Below are 22,511 nucleotides of genomic sequence, written 5' to 3'. Positions count from 1 at the left end.
GTTCTAAAAATAAAAATTTTATTTATTATTTACGACTTAAAGAGGATAATTACTTTAGTTTCAAAAAAATTATTCTAAGTGCTTTTCAGCAACTTTTTCTAATTCTGTATACCAATTTTGCCCAAACTTTCTAATTAATGCTTGTTTAACAAACTTATAAATGGGCACTTGCAATTCTTTACCCAAAGAACAAGCATCATCACAAATTTCCCATTTATGATAGTTTACAGCTGCAAATTCACTATAATCTTTAACTCTAACAGGGTATAAATGACAAGAAATTGGTTTTTTCCAATCAATTTCTCCTTGATTATAAGCTTCTTCTATTGCACAAAGTGCTGTATTTTTTTCATCAAAAATTACGTACGCACAATCTGCTCCGTTAATTAAAGGCGTTTCCAATTCGCCCCATTCACTTGTAACCCAAGTACCTTCTTTTTCTATAACTGCAATACCTTCTTCACGTAAAAAAGGTTTTACTTTTGGATATATATCTTCTAAAATTTTGGTTTCTTCCTTTTCTAATGGAGCACCTGCTTCACCATCTACACAACAAGCGCCTTTGCATGCAGATAAGTTACAGACAAAATCTTTTTCGATAATATCTTCTGATACGATTGTTTTTCCTAACTGAAACATCTTGCAAAAATAGGATAAATTTTTTCTTTAAATTTACACCTACCTAAAGTTAGTTGCCTAATTTTGCAAAAAATTTCACTCAAATATGAATTTAAATATAAAAGAAATATTAACAGCTTTTATGGTGTTGTTCGCAGTAATAGATATTGTAGGAAACATACCTATTATTATAGATTTACGTAAAAAAGTAGGGCATATTCAATCTGAGAAAGCATCATTAATTGCGGGTGTAATTATGGTTTTTTTCTTGTTTTTAGGTCAAAGTTTATTGGGTTTAATTGGTATTGACGTAAATTCTTTTGCAGTTGCAGGTTCTTTTATCTTATTTTTTATTGCTTTAGAAATGATATTAGGAATTACATTATATAAAGATGATGCTGATTCTGGAACAATAACTGCTACTGTTTTTCCTTTAGCTTTTCCTTTAATTGCTGGCCCAGGAAGTTTAACAACTTTACTGTCTTTAAGAGCAGAGTTTTCTATAGAAAATATTATTGTAGCAGTGTTTTTAAACGTAATTGTTATTTATATAGTTTTGAAAACTTCTTCAAAAATAGAGCGTTTAATTGGTGCTACAGGAATTCAAATCATTAGAAAAGTATTTGGAGTTGTATTACTGGCAATTGCTGTTAAGTTATTTGCAGCAAATATTAAAATGTTATTTTAAAATGAGTTTTGATACTTTGATTATTGGTGGTGGAGTTGCTGGAATGCAATGTGCCTTAGTTTTAGGTTCTGCCAAAGAAAAATCTTTTGCTTCAAATAAAAAAATAGGCATAATAATGCATCAAAAAGCTTCTCATTTACAAAATGCGTTATTTAATAATGTTTTGGGTTTACTACCTAACAAATTAGGAAGCGATATTTTAATTGAAGGAAAAGCGCAATTGGCTGCATTATACCCTCATGTTACTCAAATAGAAAATGAGAAAGTATTAGCTTTGGAAGAGCTTGATCAAGGCTTTCAAATTACAACGAATAAGAAAACCTATTTTTCTAAAATTGTTGTTTTGGCTTTAAATTACTCAAAACCATTTACAATAAAAGGTTTAGATACTTTTTTAATTCCACATGAAAAATCGAATCCAGAAAAAGATAGAATTCAGCTTAAAAATAAGAATCATCTCATAAAAAATGGTTTGTACTGTTGTGGAACCATTGCTGGTTGGCGCAGTCAGTTTTCAATTGCAGCAGGTTCAGGAGCAAGTGTTGCTACAGATATATTAACACTTTGGAATGATGGAAATCATACAAAAGTACATGATAAGGTTTCATAAAAAATCCAGCTAATTTAGCTGGATTTTTTTATTTCTTATGAAAGCAAAAAATTACTCAACAGTAACAGATTTTGCTAAATTTCTCGGTTGATCTACATTTTTACCTAACATAACCGCAATATGATATGATAATAATTGAAGAGGTATTGTAGTTAATAAAGGAGTAAAAGCTTCTTCGGTTTCTGGTATTTCAATTACATGATCTGCAATTTCTTTTACTTGCGTATCTCCTTCAGTAACAATTGCAATAATTTTACCTGCTCTAGATTTTATTTCTTGAATGTTACTTACTACTTTTTCGTAATGTCCTTTATTTGTAGCAATTACAAAAATTGGCATGTTCTCGTCAATTAATGCAATTGGTCCATGCTTCATTTCTGCTGCAGGATAACCTTCTGCATGAATATAAGAGATTTCTTTTAATTTTAAAGCGCCTTCTAAAGCTACTGGAAAATTAAAACCTCTTCCTAAATATAAACAGTTTTTAGCATTTTTATAAACCGCTGCAATTTCTTTTACTTTATTATCTATTTTTAAAAGCGCTTCTACTTTTGTAGGAATCAATTGCATTTTTTGCAAATAAGTTCTTAAGTCTGATTTAGAAAGTTCACCTTTTTTAGACGCTAATTTTAAAGCAATTAAAGATAAAACTGTTATTTGAGTTGTGAATGCTTTTGTAGAAGCAACTCCAATTTCTGGTCCTGCATGTGTATATGCTCCTGCATCTGTTTCTCTTGCAATAGAAGACCCCACAACGTTGCAAACTCCAAAAACAAAAGCCCCTTTAGATTTTGCCAGTTTTATTGCTGCCAAAGTATCCGCAGTTTCACCAGATTGTGAAATTGCAATCACAATATCTTTAGAGGTTACAATAGGATTTCTATATCTAAACTCTGATGCATATTCAACTTCTACAGGAATTCTAGCAAATTCTTCTATTAGATATTCCCCAACCAAACCAGCATGCCAAGAAGTACCACAAGCAACAATTATAATTCTTTCTGCATTTAAAAACTTATTCATGTGATTATCAATACCAGCCATTCTTATAATGCCTTCATCTGGTAACATTCTTCCACGATATGTATCAACTATTGCTTTTGGTTGCTCATGAATTTCTTTTAGCATAAAGTGATCGTAACCACCTTTTTCAATCTGCTCTAGACTTAATTGTAGTTCTTGAATATTTGCATCTACTAAAGAATCATCGTTAATTTTATGAATTTTTATTCCTTTATTCAATTTTATAATTGCCATTTCTTCATCTTCTAAATAAATGGCATCTTTTGTATATTCAATAAAAGGTGATGCGTCTGAAGCAACAAAAAATTCAGAATTATCTTTTCCGACTCCAATTGCAATTGGGCTTCCTAAACGTGCAACAATAATTTCGTTTGGTTTTGTTTTATCAAAAACAGCAATGGCATATGCACCAATTACATTATTTAATGCTAATTGAACTGCTTTTCCTAATTTACAACCCTCTGTTTTTTTTACTTCTTCTATTAAATTTACAAGTACTTCTGTATCTGTATCACTTTTAAAAGTATACCCTCTTGTAATTAATTCCTTTTTTAATGTATCATAATTTTCAATGATACCATTGTGAACAATTACTAAGTTTCCAGTTTGTGAAGAGTGTGGGTGTGAATTTACGTCATTTGGTACACCATGGGTTGCCCAACGTGTGTGACCAATTCCAATCTTTCCATTTTTTCTTTCTTCTTCCTTAGTTGTAATACTTTCTAGATCAGAAACTTTTCCTTTAGTTTTAGATAAGTGAATCTTTTCACCATCAAACATCATTATTCCTGCACTATCATAACCCCTATATTCTAATCTTTTTAAACCGTTAATAACAATAGGATAGGCATCTCTATAACCTATATAGCCAGTGATTCCACACATAACAATTATTTTTTTTTAGTTAGTTGATTTTTAATCTTTCTTTTTGGTGTATGAAATTTTTAGTTTGGCTCTTCTTACACCATTTATACTTTCATCTCCATTTAAAATTGTAACCGCTTTTGGATTCCAGCTGTATGGTCTGAAAATAGTATCACCTGCAGAAGTAGGGAAATCTGAGATATTATAAACTTTTAATCTTAATGGTGGAGCGTAATTTGTTTCACCACCTATTAAATCTGATAAATAATCTGTTATTCTAAAAGTATAACGATCTTTTTTATTATTATTTTTAAGCAGTGCTCCACCAAATAAAACAGCACCTTCTGAATATACGTCTTTAACCTGTCCTAAGATAGGGTTTCCGTTTGAATTTTCACCTCTTTTGTATAAATATAGTCTGCTAGGAACAGCAGTCGTGTCAGCATCTTGATTTATATAAAAAGTCAAAGAAGCATCATTTATAAGCCAATTTTTTTGTCTTAAATCCTCAAGTTCTGTACTATTTAAAATTTCAACTTTTGCTTCAGAACCTGCAGCTCCTTGCAACACAACCTGATTGTTTACTGGGTAAACTTTATCAGTCATATTGTATTTGTTATTTATAATTCCTCCTAATTGATAAGAGTGATTAACTTTTATTACAGTATCAATTTCTGTACTATTTTTCTTAAAAAATGTGTTTGTGTAATAAACTTCAATTAAAGGTCTTAATGAAGATATGCTGGAGTTTCTTAAGTTGAATGAAATTAATGAACCTCCTTTTGTTTTTTCTTTGGCTTCAATTACAAGCCCTCTAAAATAATCATTAAACGCATTTTGAGAAGCAAAATTATCAGTTTCATAATTGTCCAAAAACTTTTCTTTAACAAAACTCTTTTTTAATGGAATAATAGCCATTGGTAAAGGAATTTCTGAGCTTGGGTTATTAGTATATTTAATAGTATCTGTTTCAAATAAATCTCCTAAACTGTTTCTTCTTTTAATAATTATTAAAGTATCTTTAGTTGTAGGCATGAAATCAAAATCTTCAATCTCTGTTAAAGGAATGCCTTTATTTTGATACGTTTCATTAGATAAAAAACGGTTTCTTTTTGTAGGATCAGCAGGATTCAGCGTATTTAAATATGTTTCTAGTTCATAAATATTTAAAGTAAAAGGTATTGCCTTATCACCTATTATTGAATCTAATGTATATTCAGGTTTGTCTGTGTTTGAAACTAATGTTGAGTAGTATGGTAATTTTAAAAAAGCGGTATCAATGCTTGTTTCAAAAACCAAGTCATCAGGATTTGCATAACTACTAACAGATAAAGCTGTATTGATGTTTACCTGAGAAATTATAGAAGCTTCTATTTTTTCGTATTGATCTCTGTTATGAACACCCAATAAGTATTGACCTTGAAAACCAAAGTATGGTGCATCAGTTAAATCTAAACCATCAGCTCTAACACTTTCAATAGGTACGTTAGAAAGTAAAACTTCTAAAGTAATATCGTGAGTTGTAAATTTTGTATTGCTTACAACGTTTGTTCCAATATCTGTAAAATCTTTTTCGCAAGAAATAATACCTGCAAACAACAAACACATAACACCAATTTGTGTTGTTTTTCTAATACTTTTTTTCACCATATAACAATTTACTTTACTGCAATTAAATCAGCATAAAAATTTAAATAACTTTCTTTAAAATTTTCTTCTTGAAAACCTAAAACAGGTATTTCTTTCTCTTCAATAAATAAAGATAATTCCTCTGAAATATCTTCACTACCATGAATAACTGCGTCTGAATTTTCAATAGCACTCTTTAAAATATTGGTATGGTTAGGTGTTTTTATAGTTGCTATTTTTTTATTTTCATTTAAATCAAACTGAACTTTTTCTGCCAATTTATCATTTAAATTACCTTCAAAAGAATTATTGTAAATAGAAGTTACAATTTTGCTTTCTGTAAAAAGAGGTTCTTCATTGTAAAACTCTCTCAAATAAAGAGGTAATAACGAAGCCAACCAGCCATGAACATGAATGATATCTGGCGCCCAGTTTAATTTTTTTACAGTTTCAATAACTCCTTTTGCAAAGAAAATGGCGCGTTCGTCATTATCGTCAAAAAGTTTGTCATCTTCATCTGTAAAAACAGCTTTTCTTTTGAAATATTCTTCGTTATCTATAAAATAAACTTGCATTCTTTCTTTTGGAATAGAGGCAACTTTTATTATCAATGGCATATCCATATCATTTACCACTAAATTCATTCCAGATAAACGAATAACTTCGTGTAATTGGTGTCTTCTTTCGTTAATTACACCAAACCTTGGCATGAAAATTCTAGTTTGTACCCCTTTAGAATGTGCGTTTTTTGCAGCATTAAAAGAAGTTGACGATAATTCTGTTTCTGGCAAGTATGGTACAACTTCCGATGAAACAAATAATATTCTCTTGTCCTTCATTAAATCAAACTCTTTTTATTATGAGATTTGCAAAAGTACAAATTAATATGCAAATATCGTGTTAAAATGCTAAGTTTGCAGACAATACTAATGGTTTTAAAATGAAATTTTTTACAGAAAAAGATACTTTACAAAAATATTTAGCTACTATTAAATTGGCAAATAAAACAATTGGTTTTGTACCAACAATGGGCGCTTTACACAAAGGTCATTTGTCTTTAATTGAAAAAGCGAAAGAAAAAAATGACGTTGTTGTGGTTAGTATTTTTGTGAATCCTACACAATTTGATAACGTAGAAGATTTAAAAAAATACCCTAAAACACTAAAAAATGATACTAAACTATTAGAATCTGTTTCCTGTGACGTTTTATTTCATCCTTCTGTAGCAGAAATTTATGACACGAATATAATTTCAAAAAAGTTTAATTTTGATGGTTTAGAGCATCAAATGGAAGGAAAATTTAGAGAAGGACACTTTGATGGTGTTGGTACCATTGTAAAAACGTTATTTGAAATTGTAAAACCAGATAAAGCTTATTTTGGACAAAAAGATTTTCAGCAGTTACAAATCATAAAAAAAATGGTGAAAAAGAACCAAATTCCTGTAAAAATTAAAGGTTGTCCAATTTTTAGAGAAAAAGATGGTTTAGCTATGAGCTCTAGAAATGTTCGTTTAACAGAAGAACATAGAAAAATTGCACCATTTATTTTTAAAACCCTTAAAAAAGTTCGAAAAAAATTTGGCACAAAAAGTGCTTCTGAAATTAACGAATGGGTACAAAATCAATTTAAAAAACAACCTTTATTAGAGTTAGAATATTTTACGATTGCCGAAGAAAAAACATTAGAAACAGCAGAAACTAAAGAATCTAATAAAAATTATCGTGCTTTTATTGCGGTTTTTGCAGGAAAAATAAGATTAATTGATAACATTCGTTTAAGAAATTAGTAACTAAAAAAATAGTATTTTTGCCAAATGTTAGTACAAGTTGTAAAATCTAAAATCCACCGTGTAAAAGTTACAGGTGCAGATTTAAACTATATAGGAAGCATTACCATTGATGAAGATTTAATGGATGCTGCAGGAATTATTGAAGGAGAACGTGTTCAAATTGTAAACAATAACAATGGAAATCGTTTAGAAACATATGCAATTCCTGGCCCAAGAGGAAGTGGTGAAATTACCTTAAATGGTGCAGCCTCACGTTTGGTTGCTGTAGGTGATGTGTTAATTTTAATTGTTTATGCTTTTATGGAGCTTGAAGAAGCAAAAGTTTTTAAACCTCAATTAGTTTTTCCAAACGAAAAAGACAATACCTTAACATAGTTTTGAATATCAAAAAAGTTTTAAAAATTATATTACCTCTCGCTTTGGGAGGTTTTTTAGTTTGGTATTCTTTGTCAGAAATTTCCATAGAAACATTGGGCAAATATTTTAAGGAAGCAAATTATAGCTGGATTTTCCTTGGATTATTTTTCGGAATTTTAAGTCATTTATCGAGAGCTTATAGGTGGAAATTTATGCTAGAGCCTTTGGGTTTTAAGCCAAAATTTACCAACAGTGTTTTGGCGGTATTAGTTGGCTATTTGGTAAATTTAGCATTGCCAAGAGCAGGTGAAATTTCAAGAGCTACAGTTTTGGCAAACTACGAAAAAGTTCCGTTTGAAAAAGGTTTTGGAACTATTGTAGCAGAAAGAATTGCAGATTTAATTATGATGCTTTGTATTGTTGCAATTACCCTTTTTGTTCAGTATGATTTTATTTACAACCTACTTACCAAAAATTTCGATTCAAATAAAATAATTATTGGCTTAGTATTATTAATTATTGGCTTTTTTATTTTTAGGTTTTATGTTAAAAAAGCAACATCTGGATTTTTACTAAAAATCAAAACCTTCATTTCTGGCTTAATTGAAGGAGTTACCAGTATTTTTAAAATGAAAAACAAATGGGCTTTTATTTTCCATACTGTTTTTATTTGGGTAATGTACGTAGCCATGTTTTGGGCAACAATTCCTGCAATTGAAGGGTTACAAGTTCCTTTTGGAGGAATCTTAATTGGCTTTATTGCTGGTGGATTTTCTATAGCTGCAACCAATGGAGGTATAGGTTTATATCCAGTTGCTGTTGCTGGTGCTTTGGCTTTATTCGGAATTGAAACAGAACCTGCAACCGCTTTTGGTTGGATTATGTGGACTGCACAAACAGCTATGATTGTTGTTTTTGGAGGTTTGGCATTTCTTATACTTCCTATTTATAATAAAGTGAAATAATTTTTGGGCGTTCCCTAAAGGTCGCGCTTTCATTACTCGCTTTTTTTGAAAATAAAAAAGAGCTCAAACAAGCCATTCAATCGCTAACGCAAGTATTTGCTAACAAATAGAAAATCTTATTTTTATTAAATATTTAAAAGTTATCAGCCTATAAACTTTGTAACTTTGTTACTTTCAAATCTTAGAAACTCTTTAAAAATGGCCAAAACCAAAACAACTTTTTTCTGTCAAAATTGTGGCACACAACACGCAAAATGGGTTGGGCAATGTGGCGCTTGTAAAGAATGGAATACCATTGTTGAAGAAGTTATTCAGAAAGAAGAAAAAAGAGTTTGGAAACAATCTACAACAGCAAAAAGTGTTATCAATAAGCCTTTAAAAATTGCTGATATTCAACTAAATCCAGAAGAAAGAGTTGTTACCAACAACAATGAATTAGACACAGTTTTAGGTGGTGGATTGGTAAAAGGGTCTGTAACGCTTTTAGGTGGAGAACCTGGTATTGGAAAGTCGACTTTATTATTACAGGTTGCATTAAACATTCGTCAAAAAGTATTATACGTTTCTGGTGAAGAAAGTCAATCTCAAATAAAAATGAGAGCAGAACGTTTGGATGCGAAAAACTCTAATTGTTTAATTTTAACTGAAACCAATACACAACAAATCTTCAAAAATATTGAAGAAACAGAACCAGAAGTTTTAGTAATCGATTCCATACAAACACTTCACACTAATAATATTGAAGCCTCTCCAGGAAGTATTTCTCAAATTAGAGAAACCTCTGCAGAACTCATAAAATTCGCCAAAGAAACTGCTACACCAGTTTTATTAATTGGTCATATTAATAAAGAAGGAAACATTGCTGGTCCTAAAATTTTAGAACACATGGTAGATGTTGTTTTACAATTTGAAGGCGACAGAAATCATACCTATAGAATTTTAAGAAGTCAAAAAAACCGATTTGGCTCAACCTCTGAATTGGGTATTTATGAAATGCTTTCTAATGGTTTACGAGAAATTTCCAATCCATCTGAAATTTTAATTTCAAAAAAAGATGCAGATTTAAGTGGAACTGCTATTGCAAGCACTTTAGAAGGCATTAGACCATTAATGATTGAAATTCAAGCATTGGTTTCTACAGCTGTTTATGGAACTCCACAACGTTCTACTACTGGTTATAATTTAAAGCGATTGCACATGATTTTAGCTGTTTTAGAAAAAAGAGCAGGTTTTAAATTGGGCGCAAAAGATGTTTTTTTAAATATTACTGGAGGCATAAATGTAGATGATCCTGCAATTGATTTGGCAGTGGTTGCAGCAATTTTATCCTCAAATCAAGACATTGCAATTAACCCTAATGTATGTTTTGCTGCGGAAGTTGGTTTAGCAGGTGAAATAAGGCCAGTTTCAAAAATTGACCAGCGAATTTTAGAAGCAGAAAAATTAGGTTATAAAACCTTTGTTGCCTCTAAATACAACAAAATTTCTTCTAAAAACCACAACATAAAATTGATTTTAGTAGGAAAGATTGAGGAAGCTTTTGCTACTTTATTTGCATAAAAAAACCAAGCATTGCTGCTTGGTTTCTATAATTTTATACCTTAAAAAGTAAATTATTTCTTATTTACAGATTTTATATATTTATCTAAAGCCATAGTCATAGATGGTGTTTCTGGAGATGGTGCTTGTATATCACATTTTAAACCAGCATCTGTAACTGCTTGTACTGTAGAATTTCCGAAAGCGGCTATTCTAGTATTGTTTTGCTTGAATTCAGGAAAATTATGAAATAATGATTCTATCCCTGAAGGACTGAAAAACACTAAAATGTCGTAAAATACATTTTCTAAATCCGATAAATCACTAATTACAGTTCTATACAAATCTAAACGTGTCCATTTTACACCTAATTTATCTAATTCTTCAGGTATTAAAGGTTTTAATTTGTCTGAAGATGGTAGTAAAAACTTTTCGGTTTTGTGTTTTTTAATCAGTTTTGTTAATTCTGGAAACGTTCTGTTCCCTACGTAAATTTTACGTTTTCTGTACACAACGTATTTTTGTAAATAGTATGCAACAGCTTCAGATTGACAGAAATATTTCATATCATCTGGCACTTTAAAACGCATTTCTTCAGCAATTTTAAAAAAATAATCTACTGCATTTCTACTGGTTAAAATAATCGCAGTAAAATTTTTAAAATCAACTTTTTGGTTTCTTACTTCTTTAATAGGAATACCTTCTACATGAATAAAAGATCTAAAATCTATCTTTACTTTCTGTTTATCAGACAAATCAAAATAAGGAGAAGTTTCTGTCTTTGGTGCAGGTTGCGATACTAAAATCGTTTTCACTTTCATACGCTTTGGTTTTAATTTTAAAGCATCAATTTAAACAGTATAAATAGCGGTGCTATTTCAAAGGCGCAAATGTACAAAATAAAATAAAACAACTTACTAAAAATCAGGTTTTTGTTATTACTAACATGAAAAACAAATCTTAGTAAAAATAAAAAAGCAGCTGTATAAAATAAAATATTGTTGTTTAATGAACTATACTGTATAATTATGAATACAATAAACAGTAAAAAACTAATACAATACAAGTAACTAAATTTAGATACCAAATAAAATTTAACGCTATTTTTTATTAAAAAAAGACGAGAAATAGCAGTTTCTAAAGTCCATTTTAGTAAAAAATAACTTGTTACAGTTGTAAATACTAATAAAAATGATAAAAAATCAACATCAAATTCAGCTACACTTTCAATAATAAAAGTGTACGTAATTAAAGAAATAATGGTGGTTGAAAATATAAAAAGTACAACGTGAAAAGTATTTAAAAAAGAAACATTTTCTTCTACCTCTGTTTCTACAAAGCCTTTATTTAACAGCGCTAGAAAATATCCTTTTAATTTTTCAGAATCTAACATTTTTAACACTACTATTAGTGCTAACAAAAAAACCAAGATTATGGTTATCCATGATGAGTCCATTAAATTTTTTTCTAGTGCTTGCACTTTTTTGGTTTGGTAAGATTAACACAAAATTAGTAATTAAAAAATGTATATTTGCTTTCTTACTACATGAAATTTAATTTATGTCAGACGCGCTAGTCATAATTCCTACTTACAACGAAAAAGAAAATATAGAAGCTATTGTTAGAGCAGTTTTCAATCAAAAAAAAGGATTCCATATTTTAGTTGTAGATGATAATTCACCTGATGGAACTGGAACTATTGTAGATACCTTAATTATCGAATTTCCAAACCAACTTTTTATCGAAAAAAGAAAAGGAAAAAACGGCTTAGGAACTGCCTACATTCATGGTTTTAAATGGGCTTTGAAACGTAATTACCAGTATATTATAGAAATGGATGCAGATTTTTCTCACAATCCAAAAGATTTGGTTCGTTTGTACAATGCTTGTCATAAAAATGGTGGAGATGTTTCTATAGGCTCAAGATATTCACAAGGCGTAAACGTAGTAAACTGGCCAATGAAAAGAGTTTTACTGTCTTATTTTGCCTCAAAATATGTGAGATTTATAACTAGAATTCCTGTGTTTGATACCACTGCAGGTTTTGTTTGTTGGAAACGTGAAGTGCTAGAAACCATTAATTTAGATAAAATTAAATTTATTGGGTACGCTTTTCAAATAGAAATGAAATTTAAAGCATGGAAACATGGTTTTAACATCAAAGAAGTTTCTGTAGTCTTTACTGACAGAACTTTAGGGAAATCTAAAATGAGTGGAAATATTGTTTCTGAAGCGCTTTTTGGAGTAATAAAAATGAGAATAAACGGATTACCAAAAAATTAAAAATGAGCATCATTCTAATAAAAAATGCAACCATAATTAATGAAAACAAAACTTTTACTGGTGATGTTTTGATTGAAAACGAAATCATAAAAAAAGTTTCTTCTAAAATTACTGCACCAGAAAACGCAGAAATTATTGATGCCAAAGGCAGTTATTTAATACCTGGTTTTATAGACGATCAAGTGCATTTTAGAGAACCAGGACTAACACATAAAGCAAACATAGCAACAGAAAGTAGAGCTGCAGTTGCTGGTGGAATTACTACTTTTATAGAACAGCCAAATACAGTACCGCAAGCAACTACACAACAACTTTTAGAGAACAAATTTGAAATTGCATCTAAAACATCCTATGCAAACTACTCTTTTATGTTTGGTGGCACAAATAATAATTTAGAAGAATTACTCAAAACAGATCCTAAAAAAGTAGCAGGAATTAAATTATTTTTAGGTTCTTCTACTGGAAATATGTTGGTAGATGATGTAGAGGTTTTAGAAAAAATATTTTCATCTACAAAAATGATTATTTCTTTACACTGTGAAGATGAAGCAACTATTAGAAAAAATACTGCTGAGTTTACAAAAAAATTTGGTGACGATATTCCTATTAAATACCATCCAATTATTAGAAGTGAAGAAGCTTGTTATATTTCTTCATCCAAAGCAGTTGAATTGGCTAAAAAAACTGGCGCTAGAATTCATATTTTTCATGTTTCTACAGCTAAAGAAACTGAACTTTTTAGAAATGACATTCCTTTGGAAGAAAAACAAATTACTGCAGAAGTATGCGTACATCATTTATGGTTTAACAATAAAGATTATGACGAAAAAGGAACTCATATTAAATGGAATCCTGCTGTAAAAACAGAAAAAGATAGATTGGGTTTATGGGAAGCTTTGTTAGATGATAGAATTGACGTTTTAGCAACTGATCATGCTCCACATACTTTGGATGAAAAATCTAATGTTTACAAAAAAGCTCCAAGTGGTGGTCCATTAGTACAGCATGCTGTAGTAGCCATTTTAGAAAAGGTAAAAGAAGGCGTTATTCCAATTGAAAAAGCAGTGGAGAAAATGAGTCATAATCCTGCTAAATTATTTCAAATTGAAAAAAGAGGCTTTATAAAAGAAGGTTTTTATGCAGATTTGGTTTTAATTGATCCAAACAAATCTCAAACTGTTTCTAAAGACAATATTTTATATAAATGTGGTTGGTCTCCTTTTGAAGGAACTACATTTTCATCAACAATAACACATACTTTTGTAAACGGAAATTTAATATACAACAATGGTGTTTTTAATGATGATATAAAAGGAAAACGTATTACTTTTAATAGATAAAATGAAGAAAATAAGCACCCTTTTTATTGTCACTTTCTTGGTTTCTTGCACAAGTAATACCATTTTTGAAAAACCGAAAGACTTAATTCCACAAGATACTATGAGTCTTTTATTGCAAGAAATGGTTATTGCAGGTAGTGCTAAATTTATTAAAAATAAAAACAACGAAAAAAACATCAATTACATGCCTTTCGTGTACGATAAATTTAAAATTGATAGTACACGTTTTATGGAAAGTAATTTGTACTACATGTCTAAAATTGATATGTATCAAGATTTGTTAGACAGTGCAAAAAAGAGTTTAGAAAAAAGAAGTGAAGTTTTTAAAAGACAAAAAACAGTTTTAGATTCTATTCGAAAAGATTCTACAGTTAAGGCCAGAAAAATTCAAATGAAACTAGACAGTTTAAAACTCGTTAAAGATAGTTTAGGTACTATTAAAAAAGATACTTTAAATTAATTTAAAAGAGAAACTAATAACATTCTTAAGTATAATTTTTACAAACTTCTCTTATAACATCTTCTACTTTTTCGAATTGATAATTAAACGTTTTTTCAAACTTTTCTGAAGAATATTTTGAGACCTCATGAGCGCTTTTTGCTGAGTATTTGCTTAACAAAGGTGCAACTCCAGTAATTTTAGATACAAATGATGCAAAACGCCATAAAATAGCTGTTTGCCAAGGTTTTATTTTTTTTGAAGGACGTTTTTTACCAAAACCATCTGCAATTGCAAATAAAACTTCTTTGTATGTTTTATTTTCTGACACCAATATAAAACGTTCATTTTTCACATCAGAATTCATAGATAAAATCATGGCTTTTACAACATCTTTCACGCCTACAAAACCAGTAACACCTTCTGTATAATATTTAAATCCGTTATAAACTTGACTAAATAATTTACCTGAACCAGCATTAAAAAAACCACTTCCTAAAATAATGCCAGGGTTTACAATTACAACATCTACATTTTCTTGACTTGCACGCCAAACTTCCATTTCTGCACCAAACTTTGTGATGGAATAGCCACTATTATCTGCCTCTTTATTCCATTCGTTTTCTTCAGTAATCAAATTGCCTTTTAAAGAATCACCAACAGAAGCTATTGAACCCACAAAACAAAGTTTATCAATTTTTGCATCAATAGAAAGGTTTACAATAATTGCAGTTCCGTGAATATTTACTTTTCGCATTTCTCTATAATCTTTCGGATTAAAAGAAATAAAAGCAGCGCAGTGATATACTTTTTTAATGCCAATAAAAGCAGGAATCATGGCTGGAACTTCTGTAATATCTGCCTTAAACCATTCAATTTTAGTAATTAAAGTCTCATCATCAGAGTAATAAGAAAACACTTTTTTTACAGCATTTATTTTATCTTCAGAACGGTAAACTGCTCGAATTTTTTCATCGTTTTTTACCAAATGATACAATAAATGTGCACCTACTAAACCTGTTCCTCCAGTTACTAAAATCATACTGCTAATTTATGATTTTTTGATTGATAAGTTTATCTTTGTAGTCTTTAAAAATAAACAATTATAATGACAAATTTTGTAGAAGAATTACGCTGGAGAGGATTATTGCACGATATAATGCCAGATACTGAACAATATTTATTAGAAAATAAAACGGCTGGTTATATTGGTTTTGACCCAACTGCAGACTCACTTCATATTGGTAGTTTGGTACAGATTTTTATTTTGAAGCATTTTCAAAATGCAGGTCACAATCCTATTGCTTTAATTGGTGGTGCAACTGGTATGGTTGGAGATCCTTCTGGGAAATCTGCAGAAAGAAATTTGTTAGATGAAGCTACTTTAGCAAAAAACATTGCTGGTGTTCGCGAAAATTTAGAACGCTTTTTAGATTTTGATGCTACTTCAGAAAATAAAGCTGAATTAGTAAACAATTACGATTGGATGAAAGATATTTCATTAATCGATTTTGTAAGAGATACAGGAAAACACATTACTGTAAACTATATGATGGCAAAAGATTCTGTAAAAAAACGTTTAAGTTCAGAGTCTTCTGTGGGAATGAGTTTTACAGAATTTACGTACCAATTATTTCAAGGATACGATTTTTACCATTTATACAAAGAGAAAAATTGTATGCTACAAATGGGGGGTTCAGATCAATGGGGAAATATTACTACAGGAACTGAGTTAATTCGTAGAAAAGCACAAGGAAAAGCGTATGCAATTACGGTTCCTTTGGTTACAAAAGCGGATGGTACAAAATTTGGAAAAACCGAAGGTGGAAATGTTTGGTTGAATGCAGACAGAACTTCGCCTTATAAATTTTACCAATATTGGTTAAATTCTTCGGATGAAGATGCTGAAAACTTTATTAAAAAGTTTACTTTTTTAGATAAGGAAACTATTGAGGGTTTAATTGCAGAACATACAGAAAATCCACATTTACGTTTACTTCAAAAAAAATTAGGGGAAGAAGTAACCATAATGACGCATGGAAAAGAGGCGTATGAAAATGCATTAAAAGCATCTAATATTTTATTCGGAAAATCTACAGCTCCTGACTTAAAATCATTGGATGAACAAACGTTTTTAGACGTTTTTGATGGTGTTCCTCAAGCAACTGTTTCTACTACAGATATTGAAGAAGGTTTGGATATGATTGGTGCTTTGGCTGCAAAAACAAACTTCTTAAATTCAAATGGTGAGGCAAGAAGAGCGTTAAAAGAAAATGCAATTTCTGTAAATAAAGAAAAAGTAAAAGAAGATTTTACAATTACCAAAGAAGATTTAATTGCAAACAAATATGTGCTTTTACAACGTGGTAAAAAAACATATTATTTACTAGTTGTAGCCTAAATACGAGTTTATGAACAGTATAATTACAGAAATAGATTTTAATAATTTTTTTGTAATTATTCTTCTAATTCTTGTGTTTGCCACTATTATCTTTTTAAGGTATTTAGCATTTTCCGGAGTTTATCATTGGTTTTTCTTACATAAGTTTAGAGAACGACTAACACACAGAATTTTAAATAAAAAACCACTAAAAAAGAAACAGGTTCGTAAAGAAATTTACTGGTCTTTAATTAGTGGTTTTATTTTTGGTGGAATTGCAGTTTTTATTTACTATTTATGGTCTATTAATTACACTGCTATTTATTTAGATTTTAATACTTATCCTTTATGGTATATTCCTCTAAGTATTTTTGCTTTTCTATTTATACAAGACACCTATTATTATTGGATTCACAGGTGGATGCATCTTCCTAAAATATATAAATTTTTTCATAAAGTTCACCATAAAAGTGTTCACACAACAGTGTTTACTGCTTTTTCATTTCACCCTTATGAAACTTTTTTGCAAGCTATTTTTTTACCAATAATTGTATTTTTTTTACCTATGCATTTGTATGCTTTGTTCGCTGTTTTATTGATTATGACGCTTTCTGCAACCATAAATCATGCAGGCATTGAAGTGTATCCTTCAGGAAAATTAGGAAATTGGTTTAGAAAATGGATTATTGGAGCTACACATCATGATTCTCATCACACAAAATTCAACTTTAATTATGGTTTGTATTTTACGTTTTGGGATAGATTAATGAAAACTGAAATAGAAGAAAAAAAGAGCTAATTAATTTTAGCTCTTTTTTTATTTTTATATAACTATTCTTTGATAATTTTCAACCAATTCTGGTCAGCTTTTTCTTTCAATTTTTCTGCTCCTTCTTTTTTCCATAGCTTTAAAGTATTGATTCCCCAAGAGTTATAAAATAAATATAATTTTCCGTCTCTAATTTCAAATGTTTCTGGGTCAATAGAAACCTTTTCACTTTTCAAACCAATTGCATATGCACAATAACCTCCATATTGAGGAATAAATTTTTGAGGTGATTTTTTAAATTTTTCTAAATTTTGTTTAGAAATAAACTTGAATTTAACACCATCATACTCTGTAGTAAAATCTTTATCACCTTCTTTTGGGTTGTTATCAAAATAAGAAACCACATCATAACCCTCAGCTACATAGCCTCTTTTTAGGTTATAATCTTGAGCAAAAAATGTAGTAGATGCAATTAATAGTACTATTGTAAATAAATTTTTCATGTTTTTGGTTTTTTATTTTGTCGACAAAAAACTTGAAGGTTTACAATATCATTAATTTTTCTCTCCTAAAACCTTCATTAAAAATGCGTTTTGTTTTTCTAAAAGTTCGTTGGTTTTATTCATTAACTCAATGTTTTTAGGGGTAACAACTTTTGAGTTTTTTGGATCTTCAGCTTCTTTTTTAAGTGAATTCATGAGTTTTATCACTATAAAAACGGTAAAGGAAATTACTAAAAAATCAATACCTGCTTCTAAAAGTTTTCCATAACCAATCGCAATTTCTTCTACTTTTGTTTTACCTTCATTTACAATTGCTTCACGCAAAATTATTTTTCTGTTTTCCCAATTTGTACCATCTGTCATGAAAGATAATGGAGGCATTAAAACCTCTTTTACCAATACATTTACTACTTTGTTAAATGCTGTACCAATTATAACTCCAATGGCAATGTCTATCATATTACCTTTAACAGCAAACTCTTTAAAATCTTTTAACAATTTAATTTTCATATCTTTTATTTATATAATTGTAAACTTACAGAACCATTAAATTACATCCGCGAATATCTGAATTATCAAAACGCCCAATAATTTCAAAGGTTCCATTCTGGTGAACTTTTCCTAAATCTTGCGTGGCAATAAAAGAACAAGAATTGTAATTGGCTAAATCAATTACATTAATTCCACCGTTTTTTTTTACAGTATTTATAGTTAATGCATCTTCTGTATCTCTGGTAAGAATTTGCATCCAAGGTGGTGTTTCAAAAATGCCATTTCCTTTAGAATATGCTTGACTGAGCAGTTCTGTCATTCCGTATTCTGAATGGATTTCAGACACTCCAAAACCGTTTTTTAAATGTTGATGCAATTCTTCACGAATTAACTCTTTTCTTCTTCCTTTCATACCACCAGTTTCCATAATTATGGTATTTTTTAATTTGAACTGTTGCTTTTCTATCAAATCTAACAAAGCGAAAGAAACTCCAATAAGTAAGGTTTTTTGTCCTTTATTATCTAATTCTAGCAATTTTTGAGCTAATTCTTCTATATTATTTAGATAAAAACCGCTTTCTTCATTTTTAGATTTCCGTATCAAATCATCTACCATAAACACCAAAGACGATCCTTTTCTTTCCAAATAATTGGGTAATAGCGCCAAAACTGCATAATTTTCAATATTTCCATAAAAATGTGCAAATCCTTTTAAGTAACTTTTTTTATACAAATTAATGTCTGTTACAAAATGTTTGCTGGTAATACTTCCTGTAGTTCCTGAACTGGTAAACGTTTCTTCAATTTGGTTTGAAGATGATAAAACTCTTTTATTTTTAAAAAATTGAATTGGTAAAAAAGGAATTTCTTCAACTTTAGTAACATCACTTGGATGTATGTATAATAAATCACAAAAAGACCTGTATACCTTATTGTTATTAAATTGATGTTTAAAAACAGATAAAGTAACTTGATTAAAATCAGTTGTAGTTTGTATGTTAAAAATGTTGTTTTCCATATATTTTTACAAAAATAACATTTATACACGCAACCTTTTACAACTTTTTTCATCTTATAAGAAAAGAACCCAAATTATGAGCTTAATTATGAAGAAGGCTTTGAATATGAAATTTTAGTTTCTGAAAAGGAAATTTATAAAACCAAAAAAACATAAAAAACTTACCAAAATGAAAAAAATAATCTCACTACTTGTATTACTAACTATTTTCTCTTGTGAAGAAAATAATTCAGTTATTGAAAATCCAGACAATCTTTTAATTGGAAATTGGTCTAATGCTGTTTATGATGGTGAAAAAACTACTTTTTCACGTGTAAATGATTTACCCAACGAAAATTATGGTGTTACCTTTAAAACTGATGAAACTTATATTGAAAGAACTTCTGGTTGGTGTGGAACTCCTCCCCTAACTTTTTTTAATATTGATGGTAATTATCAACTTAAAGATAGTTTAATTACGGTTACAAAAAATAGTTATCCAAATATTTTCGCATGGAGAATTATATCACTTTCAGAAAGTACTTTAGTAGTAAAAAGAGAGTTAACAGATCAAGAAATTGAACATAGAAAATTAATGGATACTTTTAACGAAATTAGCACTTTAGCCTATAGCTTACCTTGTAACGATGCCGCAAATTGGACTTTTGTTGGCTATGGAACAAAAGCGTGTGGTGGTTTTCAAGGCTACATTGCTTACTCAAAAAATATAGATACTGTTTCTTTTCTAAACAAAGTTGAAAACTACAACAAAGCAGAAAATGAATACAATATAAAATTTAACATTATTTCAGATTGTTCTTTGGCTCCAAAACCAACAGCTGTAATATGTAAAAATGGATATCCAACTCTTAAATATTAATTATGAAACCCTTAATTACGAAACAAAAAGTATTACTATTAGTCGCAATTTTAGCATTTTCCTCTTGTTTAAACACGGACGATTTACCAAATTACAAATATGAGTTTATTGGTATAAATGAGGCAGAAACACCTACAAGTTTTACTTTTGGTGCTAGAGATACTATAAATTTAAAATATACGCTTCCAAATAGTTGTTATAGTTTCGACAATATTTATTACGAATATCAAGACACTGCAAGAGTAGTTGCAGTAAGAGCTTTCGTAGATTTAGATGCTGTCTGTACACAAGCGACTATCGAAAAAGAGTATAAATTAATTGTAAATGTTTCTCAAAAACAAGATTATCTTTTCAAATTTTTTAAAGGAAAAGATACAAATGGAGAAAATATTTTTGAAGAAATTGTAATTCCTGTAAACTAAACGCATTAAACTACAAGAACTCATAAAAGAATGCTGCCAACAAAAGTTGGCAGCACAATCTGAAGTTTATCAGTTATATGCTAATAAGCTTTTTCCTATTTGTTTAAAATATTCTAAAAACTATCAAGATGCAGAAGATACTTTGCAAGATAGTTTTTTGATAATTTTCGAAAAGATAAAACAATACCAAAATAAAGGTTCTTTTGAAGGTTGGCTAAAACGAATTACAATAAATACTGCCCTACAAAAATATAGAGAAAAGCAACCGTTACAAATTGTAAAAGAAGTTTCCGAAAATGAAGAAATTGAAGAAATAGAATTGGAAAGTACAAGTTTTAATGTAGATGTTTTACTAAGCTTTATTCAAAAATTACCTGATAGATATCGGCTAGTTTTTAACCTATATGTTTTAGATAATTATGCTCACAAAGAAATAGCAAACCTCTTAAATATAACAGAAAGCACCTCAAAATCAAACTTATCTAGAGCTAGAAAAATTTTAAAAAAACAGTTAGAAATTCATCAACAAAAAGAACAAAAAGCATAAGTGATGGAAAACAAAAATATTGATAGATTGTTTCAAGAACAACTTAAAAATTTGGAAGCAACTCCAAACAAAAAAGTGTGGAACAATATTGAAGCCAAACTTACCAAAAAGAAACGTAAAGTATTTCCTTTTTGGTGGTTCTCTGGAGGTATCGCAGCATTATTTTTAATTGGTCTTTTCTTATTTCCTATTGCTGATGAAAAGCCAAATAACATCAATAATGATGTAATAATTACAGAAAAATCAACAAACAAAGAAGAGCTTAAAAACAACACACCAAAAACGGTAGACTCCATTATTTTAAACAATAAAACAACTACTGATGTTTTAATTGCCAACGAAAAACCAACTGAGAAAAACAAATTAGATAAAAAATTAAAAAACCCTAATCATAAAAAAGAATTTGTTGCAAATAATACAACAACCCTAAATGAGAAGAAAAAGGTTAGTTCAAAAAATGTTATGAAAAAGAATTTTATTGCAAATAACTCTTCTTCTGATAAAAAATTTAAAAAAGATAAAACAACTAATAAAAATGATACTGTTTCTATCACAAAAATTGAAATTAAACCAAAAAAAGATATTTTAGCTGTTGTAAAATCAAAAGAAAATTCAGTTAAAGAAAGTTCTAAAAAACAATGGAGTATTGCTCCTGTTTTTGCTGTTTTAAACTCAAATTCATTTACCAACTCATCTTCATTAGACGCTAATTTAGCATCATCTACTTCTGGTGAAAACACATATGCATATGGTGTAAAAGTTGCTTACGAAATAAATAAAAAGTGGACGATTCAAACTGGAGTTCAATTACAAGAAATGCAATATACCAATAATCAAATAGCTGTAATTTCTTCGAGAAATGCAATGTCTAATGTTGCTTTTAAAAATGGTAATTCAGTTTCATTTCAAAATGTTGCTTCAGATAATTTTGATGTGAATGCAAGTGCACTTTCTAGCGTGGTAACATTTAGTGGAAACTTAACTCAAAATTTTGGTTATGTAGAAATTCCTATAGAAATTAAATACAATGTACTTGAAAGTAGTAAATTTCAAACACAAATTGTTGCTGGTTTTAGTTCATTATTTTTAAGAAAAAATGAAGTTTTGTTACAAACCGATAGTTTTACAAATACAGGAACTGCAAACAATTTAAATGATTTAAATTTTAGTGGAAATTTTGGTTTTGACTTTAATTATAATTTTGATAAAAAATGGTCGTTTTATGTAAACCCAATGTTTAAAGCACAACTAAATACTTATAGCGAAAATTCGAACGGATTTTCACCCTTTAATATGGGTATATATACAGGTATAAATTATCAATTTTAGTCAAATAAATTGTTTAATAATTAGTTTGGTCTTACTTTTGCAATG

The 22,511-nt window shown here is 29.4% G+C and carries 25 protein-coding genes; 15 read left to right on the top strand and 10 right to left on the bottom strand.

The window, feature by feature from the left end:
* Nucleotides 1-69: 69 nt before the first annotated feature.
* Nucleotides 70-639, bottom strand: a complete 570-nt coding sequence (locus tag FDT66_RS06880) for a DUF3109 family protein (protein WP_138535432.1) — start codon at nucleotides 637-639, stop codon at nucleotides 70-72.
* Between the two features lie 85 nt (nucleotides 640-724).
* Between FDT66_RS06880 and FDT66_RS06875 the strand changes: the two genes are divergently transcribed.
* Together FDT66_RS06875 and FDT66_RS06870 are read left to right on the top strand one after the other, a co-directional pair.
* Nucleotides 725-1,306 (top strand): MarC family protein, encoded by a 582-nt coding sequence (locus FDT66_RS06875; RefSeq protein WP_138535431.1) that lies wholly within the window; start codon nucleotides 725-727, stop codon nucleotides 1,304-1,306.
* Nucleotide 1,307: 1 nt separating this feature from the next.
* Nucleotides 1,308-1,916, top strand: coding sequence for an NAD(P)/FAD-dependent oxidoreductase (locus tag FDT66_RS06870; protein ID WP_138535430.1), 609 nt, complete (start codon nucleotides 1,308-1,310; stop codon nucleotides 1,914-1,916).
* 51 nt (nucleotides 1,917-1,967) lie between these two features.
* Here the strand turns inward: FDT66_RS06870 and glmS are convergent, their stop codons facing one another.
* Genes glmS through FDT66_RS06855 form a run of 3 tightly spaced genes read right to left on the bottom strand, consistent with a single transcriptional unit; the run spans nucleotide 1,968 to nucleotide 6,271 of the window.
* The gene (glmS, locus tag FDT66_RS06865) at nucleotides 1,968-3,824 is read right to left on the bottom strand and encodes a glutamine--fructose-6-phosphate transaminase (isomerizing) (RefSeq protein WP_138535429.1); all 1,857 of its coding nucleotides are present in this window, start codon (nucleotides 3,822-3,824) and stop codon (nucleotides 1,968-1,970) included.
* Between the two features lie 30 nt (nucleotides 3,825-3,854).
* Nucleotides 3,855-5,450, bottom strand: coding sequence for a DUF4270 family protein (locus FDT66_RS06860; protein WP_171032334.1), 1,596 nt, complete (start codon nucleotides 5,448-5,450; stop codon nucleotides 3,855-3,857).
* 11 nt (nucleotides 5,451-5,461) lie between these two features.
* On the bottom strand, nucleotides 5,462-6,271 hold the full coding sequence (locus FDT66_RS06855) for a glycogen/starch synthase (RefSeq protein WP_138535427.1): 810 nt from the start codon (nucleotides 6,269-6,271) through the stop codon (nucleotides 5,462-5,464).
* A gap of 101 nt (nucleotides 6,272-6,372) precedes the next feature.
* Between FDT66_RS06855 and panC the strand changes: the two genes are divergently transcribed.
* The 4 genes from panC to radA all read left to right on the top strand — a co-directional run bounded on the left by panC (nucleotide 6,373) and on the right by radA (nucleotide 10,106).
* Complete coding sequence (panC, locus tag FDT66_RS06850) at nucleotides 6,373-7,221, top strand: pantoate--beta-alanine ligase (protein ID WP_138535426.1); 849 nt, start codon at nucleotides 6,373-6,375, stop codon at nucleotides 7,219-7,221.
* Between the two features lie 27 nt (nucleotides 7,222-7,248).
* A complete protein-coding gene (gene panD, locus FDT66_RS06845; RefSeq protein WP_088352642.1) occupies nucleotides 7,249-7,599 on the top strand; it encodes an aspartate 1-decarboxylase in 351 nt (116 codons plus the stop codon).
* Between the two features lie 2 nt (nucleotides 7,600-7,601).
* Entirely contained in the window at nucleotides 7,602-8,546 is a 945-nt protein-coding gene (locus FDT66_RS06840; protein WP_138535425.1) for a lysylphosphatidylglycerol synthase transmembrane domain-containing protein, read from the top strand.
* 198 nt (nucleotides 8,547-8,744) lie between these two features.
* On the top strand, nucleotides 8,745-10,106 hold the full coding sequence (gene radA, locus FDT66_RS06835; protein ID WP_138535424.1) for a DNA repair protein RadA: 1,362 nt from the start codon (nucleotides 8,745-8,747) through the stop codon (nucleotides 10,104-10,106).
* 53 nt (nucleotides 10,107-10,159) lie between these two features.
* Here radA and FDT66_RS06830 read toward each other — a convergent pair whose 3' ends face one another.
* The gene (locus FDT66_RS06830; protein ID WP_138535423.1) at nucleotides 10,160-10,906 is read right to left on the bottom strand and encodes a uroporphyrinogen-III synthase; all 747 of its coding nucleotides are present in this window, start codon (nucleotides 10,904-10,906) and stop codon (nucleotides 10,160-10,162) included.
* A gap of 17 nt (nucleotides 10,907-10,923) precedes the next feature.
* Nucleotides 10,924-11,541 carry a DUF4271 domain-containing protein gene (locus FDT66_RS06825; RefSeq protein ID WP_262709560.1) on the bottom strand — a complete coding sequence of 206 codons (618 nt, stop codon included), beginning with the start codon at nucleotides 11,539-11,541 and terminating at the stop codon, nucleotides 10,924-10,926.
* A gap of 104 nt (nucleotides 11,542-11,645) precedes the next feature.
* Between FDT66_RS06825 and FDT66_RS06820 the strand changes: the two genes are divergently transcribed.
* Genes FDT66_RS06820 through FDT66_RS06810 form a run of 3 tightly spaced genes read left to right on the top strand, consistent with a single transcriptional unit; the run spans nucleotide 11,646 to nucleotide 14,168 of the window.
* Nucleotides 11,646-12,368: a polyprenol monophosphomannose synthase gene (locus FDT66_RS06820; RefSeq protein WP_138535421.1), complete on the top strand. Its 723-nt coding sequence runs from the start codon at nucleotides 11,646-11,648 to the stop codon at nucleotides 12,366-12,368.
* 2 nt (nucleotides 12,369-12,370) lie between these two features.
* Nucleotides 12,371-13,708, top strand: coding sequence for a dihydroorotase (locus FDT66_RS06815; protein WP_138535420.1), 1,338 nt, complete (start codon nucleotides 12,371-12,373; stop codon nucleotides 13,706-13,708).
* Nucleotide 13,709: 1 nt separating this feature from the next.
* Complete coding sequence (locus tag FDT66_RS06810; protein ID WP_138535419.1) at nucleotides 13,710-14,168, top strand: DUF4296 domain-containing protein; 459 nt, start codon at nucleotides 13,710-13,712, stop codon at nucleotides 14,166-14,168.
* A 25-nt stretch (nucleotides 14,169-14,193) separates the two neighbouring features.
* Here the strand turns inward: FDT66_RS06810 and FDT66_RS06805 are convergent, their stop codons facing one another.
* Nucleotides 14,194-15,189 carry an NAD-dependent epimerase/dehydratase family protein gene (locus FDT66_RS06805; RefSeq protein ID WP_138535418.1) on the bottom strand — a complete coding sequence of 332 codons (996 nt, stop codon included), beginning with the start codon at nucleotides 15,187-15,189 and terminating at the stop codon, nucleotides 14,194-14,196.
* Between the two features lie 66 nt (nucleotides 15,190-15,255).
* Between FDT66_RS06805 and tyrS the strand changes: the two genes are divergently transcribed.
* Together tyrS and FDT66_RS06795 are read left to right on the top strand one after the other, a co-directional pair.
* Complete coding sequence (tyrS, locus tag FDT66_RS06800) at nucleotides 15,256-16,548, top strand: tyrosine--tRNA ligase (RefSeq protein ID WP_138535417.1); 1,293 nt, start codon at nucleotides 15,256-15,258, stop codon at nucleotides 16,546-16,548.
* Between the two features lie 10 nt (nucleotides 16,549-16,558).
* Nucleotides 16,559-17,326: a sterol desaturase family protein gene (locus tag FDT66_RS06795; RefSeq protein ID WP_246034776.1), complete on the top strand. Its 768-nt coding sequence runs from the start codon at nucleotides 16,559-16,561 to the stop codon at nucleotides 17,324-17,326.
* A gap of 32 nt (nucleotides 17,327-17,358) precedes the next feature.
* On the opposite strand, the gene FDT66_RS06790 is transcribed toward FDT66_RS06795, so the two are convergent.
* From FDT66_RS06790 to FDT66_RS06780, 3 genes are read right to left on the bottom strand one after another with little or no spacing between them, the layout of a single operon-like run.
* Complete coding sequence (locus FDT66_RS06790; RefSeq protein WP_138535416.1) at nucleotides 17,359-17,799, bottom strand: YHS domain-containing (seleno)protein; 441 nt, start codon at nucleotides 17,797-17,799, stop codon at nucleotides 17,359-17,361.
* Nucleotides 17,800-17,850: 51 nt separating this feature from the next.
* Nucleotides 17,851-18,309, bottom strand: coding sequence for a large conductance mechanosensitive channel protein MscL (gene mscL / locus FDT66_RS06785; protein WP_138535415.1), 459 nt, complete (start codon nucleotides 18,307-18,309; stop codon nucleotides 17,851-17,853).
* Between the two features lie 25 nt (nucleotides 18,310-18,334).
* Nucleotides 18,335-19,309, bottom strand: coding sequence for a LuxE/PaaK family acyltransferase (locus tag FDT66_RS06780; protein WP_138535414.1), 975 nt, complete (start codon nucleotides 19,307-19,309; stop codon nucleotides 18,335-18,337).
* Nucleotides 19,310-19,478: 169 nt separating this feature from the next.
* On the opposite strand from FDT66_RS06780, the gene FDT66_RS06775 reads away from it, so the two are divergent.
* The 4 genes from FDT66_RS06775 to FDT66_RS06760 are packed head-to-tail and all read left to right on the top strand — an operon-like array spanning nucleotide 19,479 to nucleotide 22,466.
* A complete protein-coding gene (locus FDT66_RS06775; protein ID WP_138535413.1) occupies nucleotides 19,479-20,168 on the top strand; it encodes a hypothetical protein in 690 nt (229 codons plus the stop codon).
* Nucleotides 20,169-20,170: 2 nt separating this feature from the next.
* A complete protein-coding gene (locus tag FDT66_RS06770; RefSeq protein ID WP_138535412.1) occupies nucleotides 20,171-20,590 on the top strand; it encodes a hypothetical protein in 420 nt (139 codons plus the stop codon).
* 46 nt (nucleotides 20,591-20,636) lie between these two features.
* Complete coding sequence (locus FDT66_RS06765) at nucleotides 20,637-21,137, top strand: RNA polymerase sigma factor (RefSeq protein ID WP_394347929.1); 501 nt, start codon at nucleotides 20,637-20,639, stop codon at nucleotides 21,135-21,137.
* Nucleotides 21,138-21,140: 3 nt separating this feature from the next.
* A complete protein-coding gene (locus FDT66_RS06760) occupies nucleotides 21,141-22,466 on the top strand; it encodes a PorT family protein (RefSeq protein ID WP_138535410.1) in 1,326 nt (441 codons plus the stop codon).
* Nucleotides 22,467-22,511 lie beyond the last annotated feature (45 nt).

It is taken from the genome of Polaribacter aestuariivivens, from assembly GCF_005885675.1.
In the GTDB taxonomy this organism is placed as follows: domain Bacteria; phylum Bacteroidota; class Bacteroidia; order Flavobacteriales; family Flavobacteriaceae; genus Polaribacter; species Polaribacter aestuariivivens.
The sequence above is the reverse complement of the archived record's forward strand: the minus strand, read 5'-3'. Positions and strand labels throughout refer to the sequence as shown.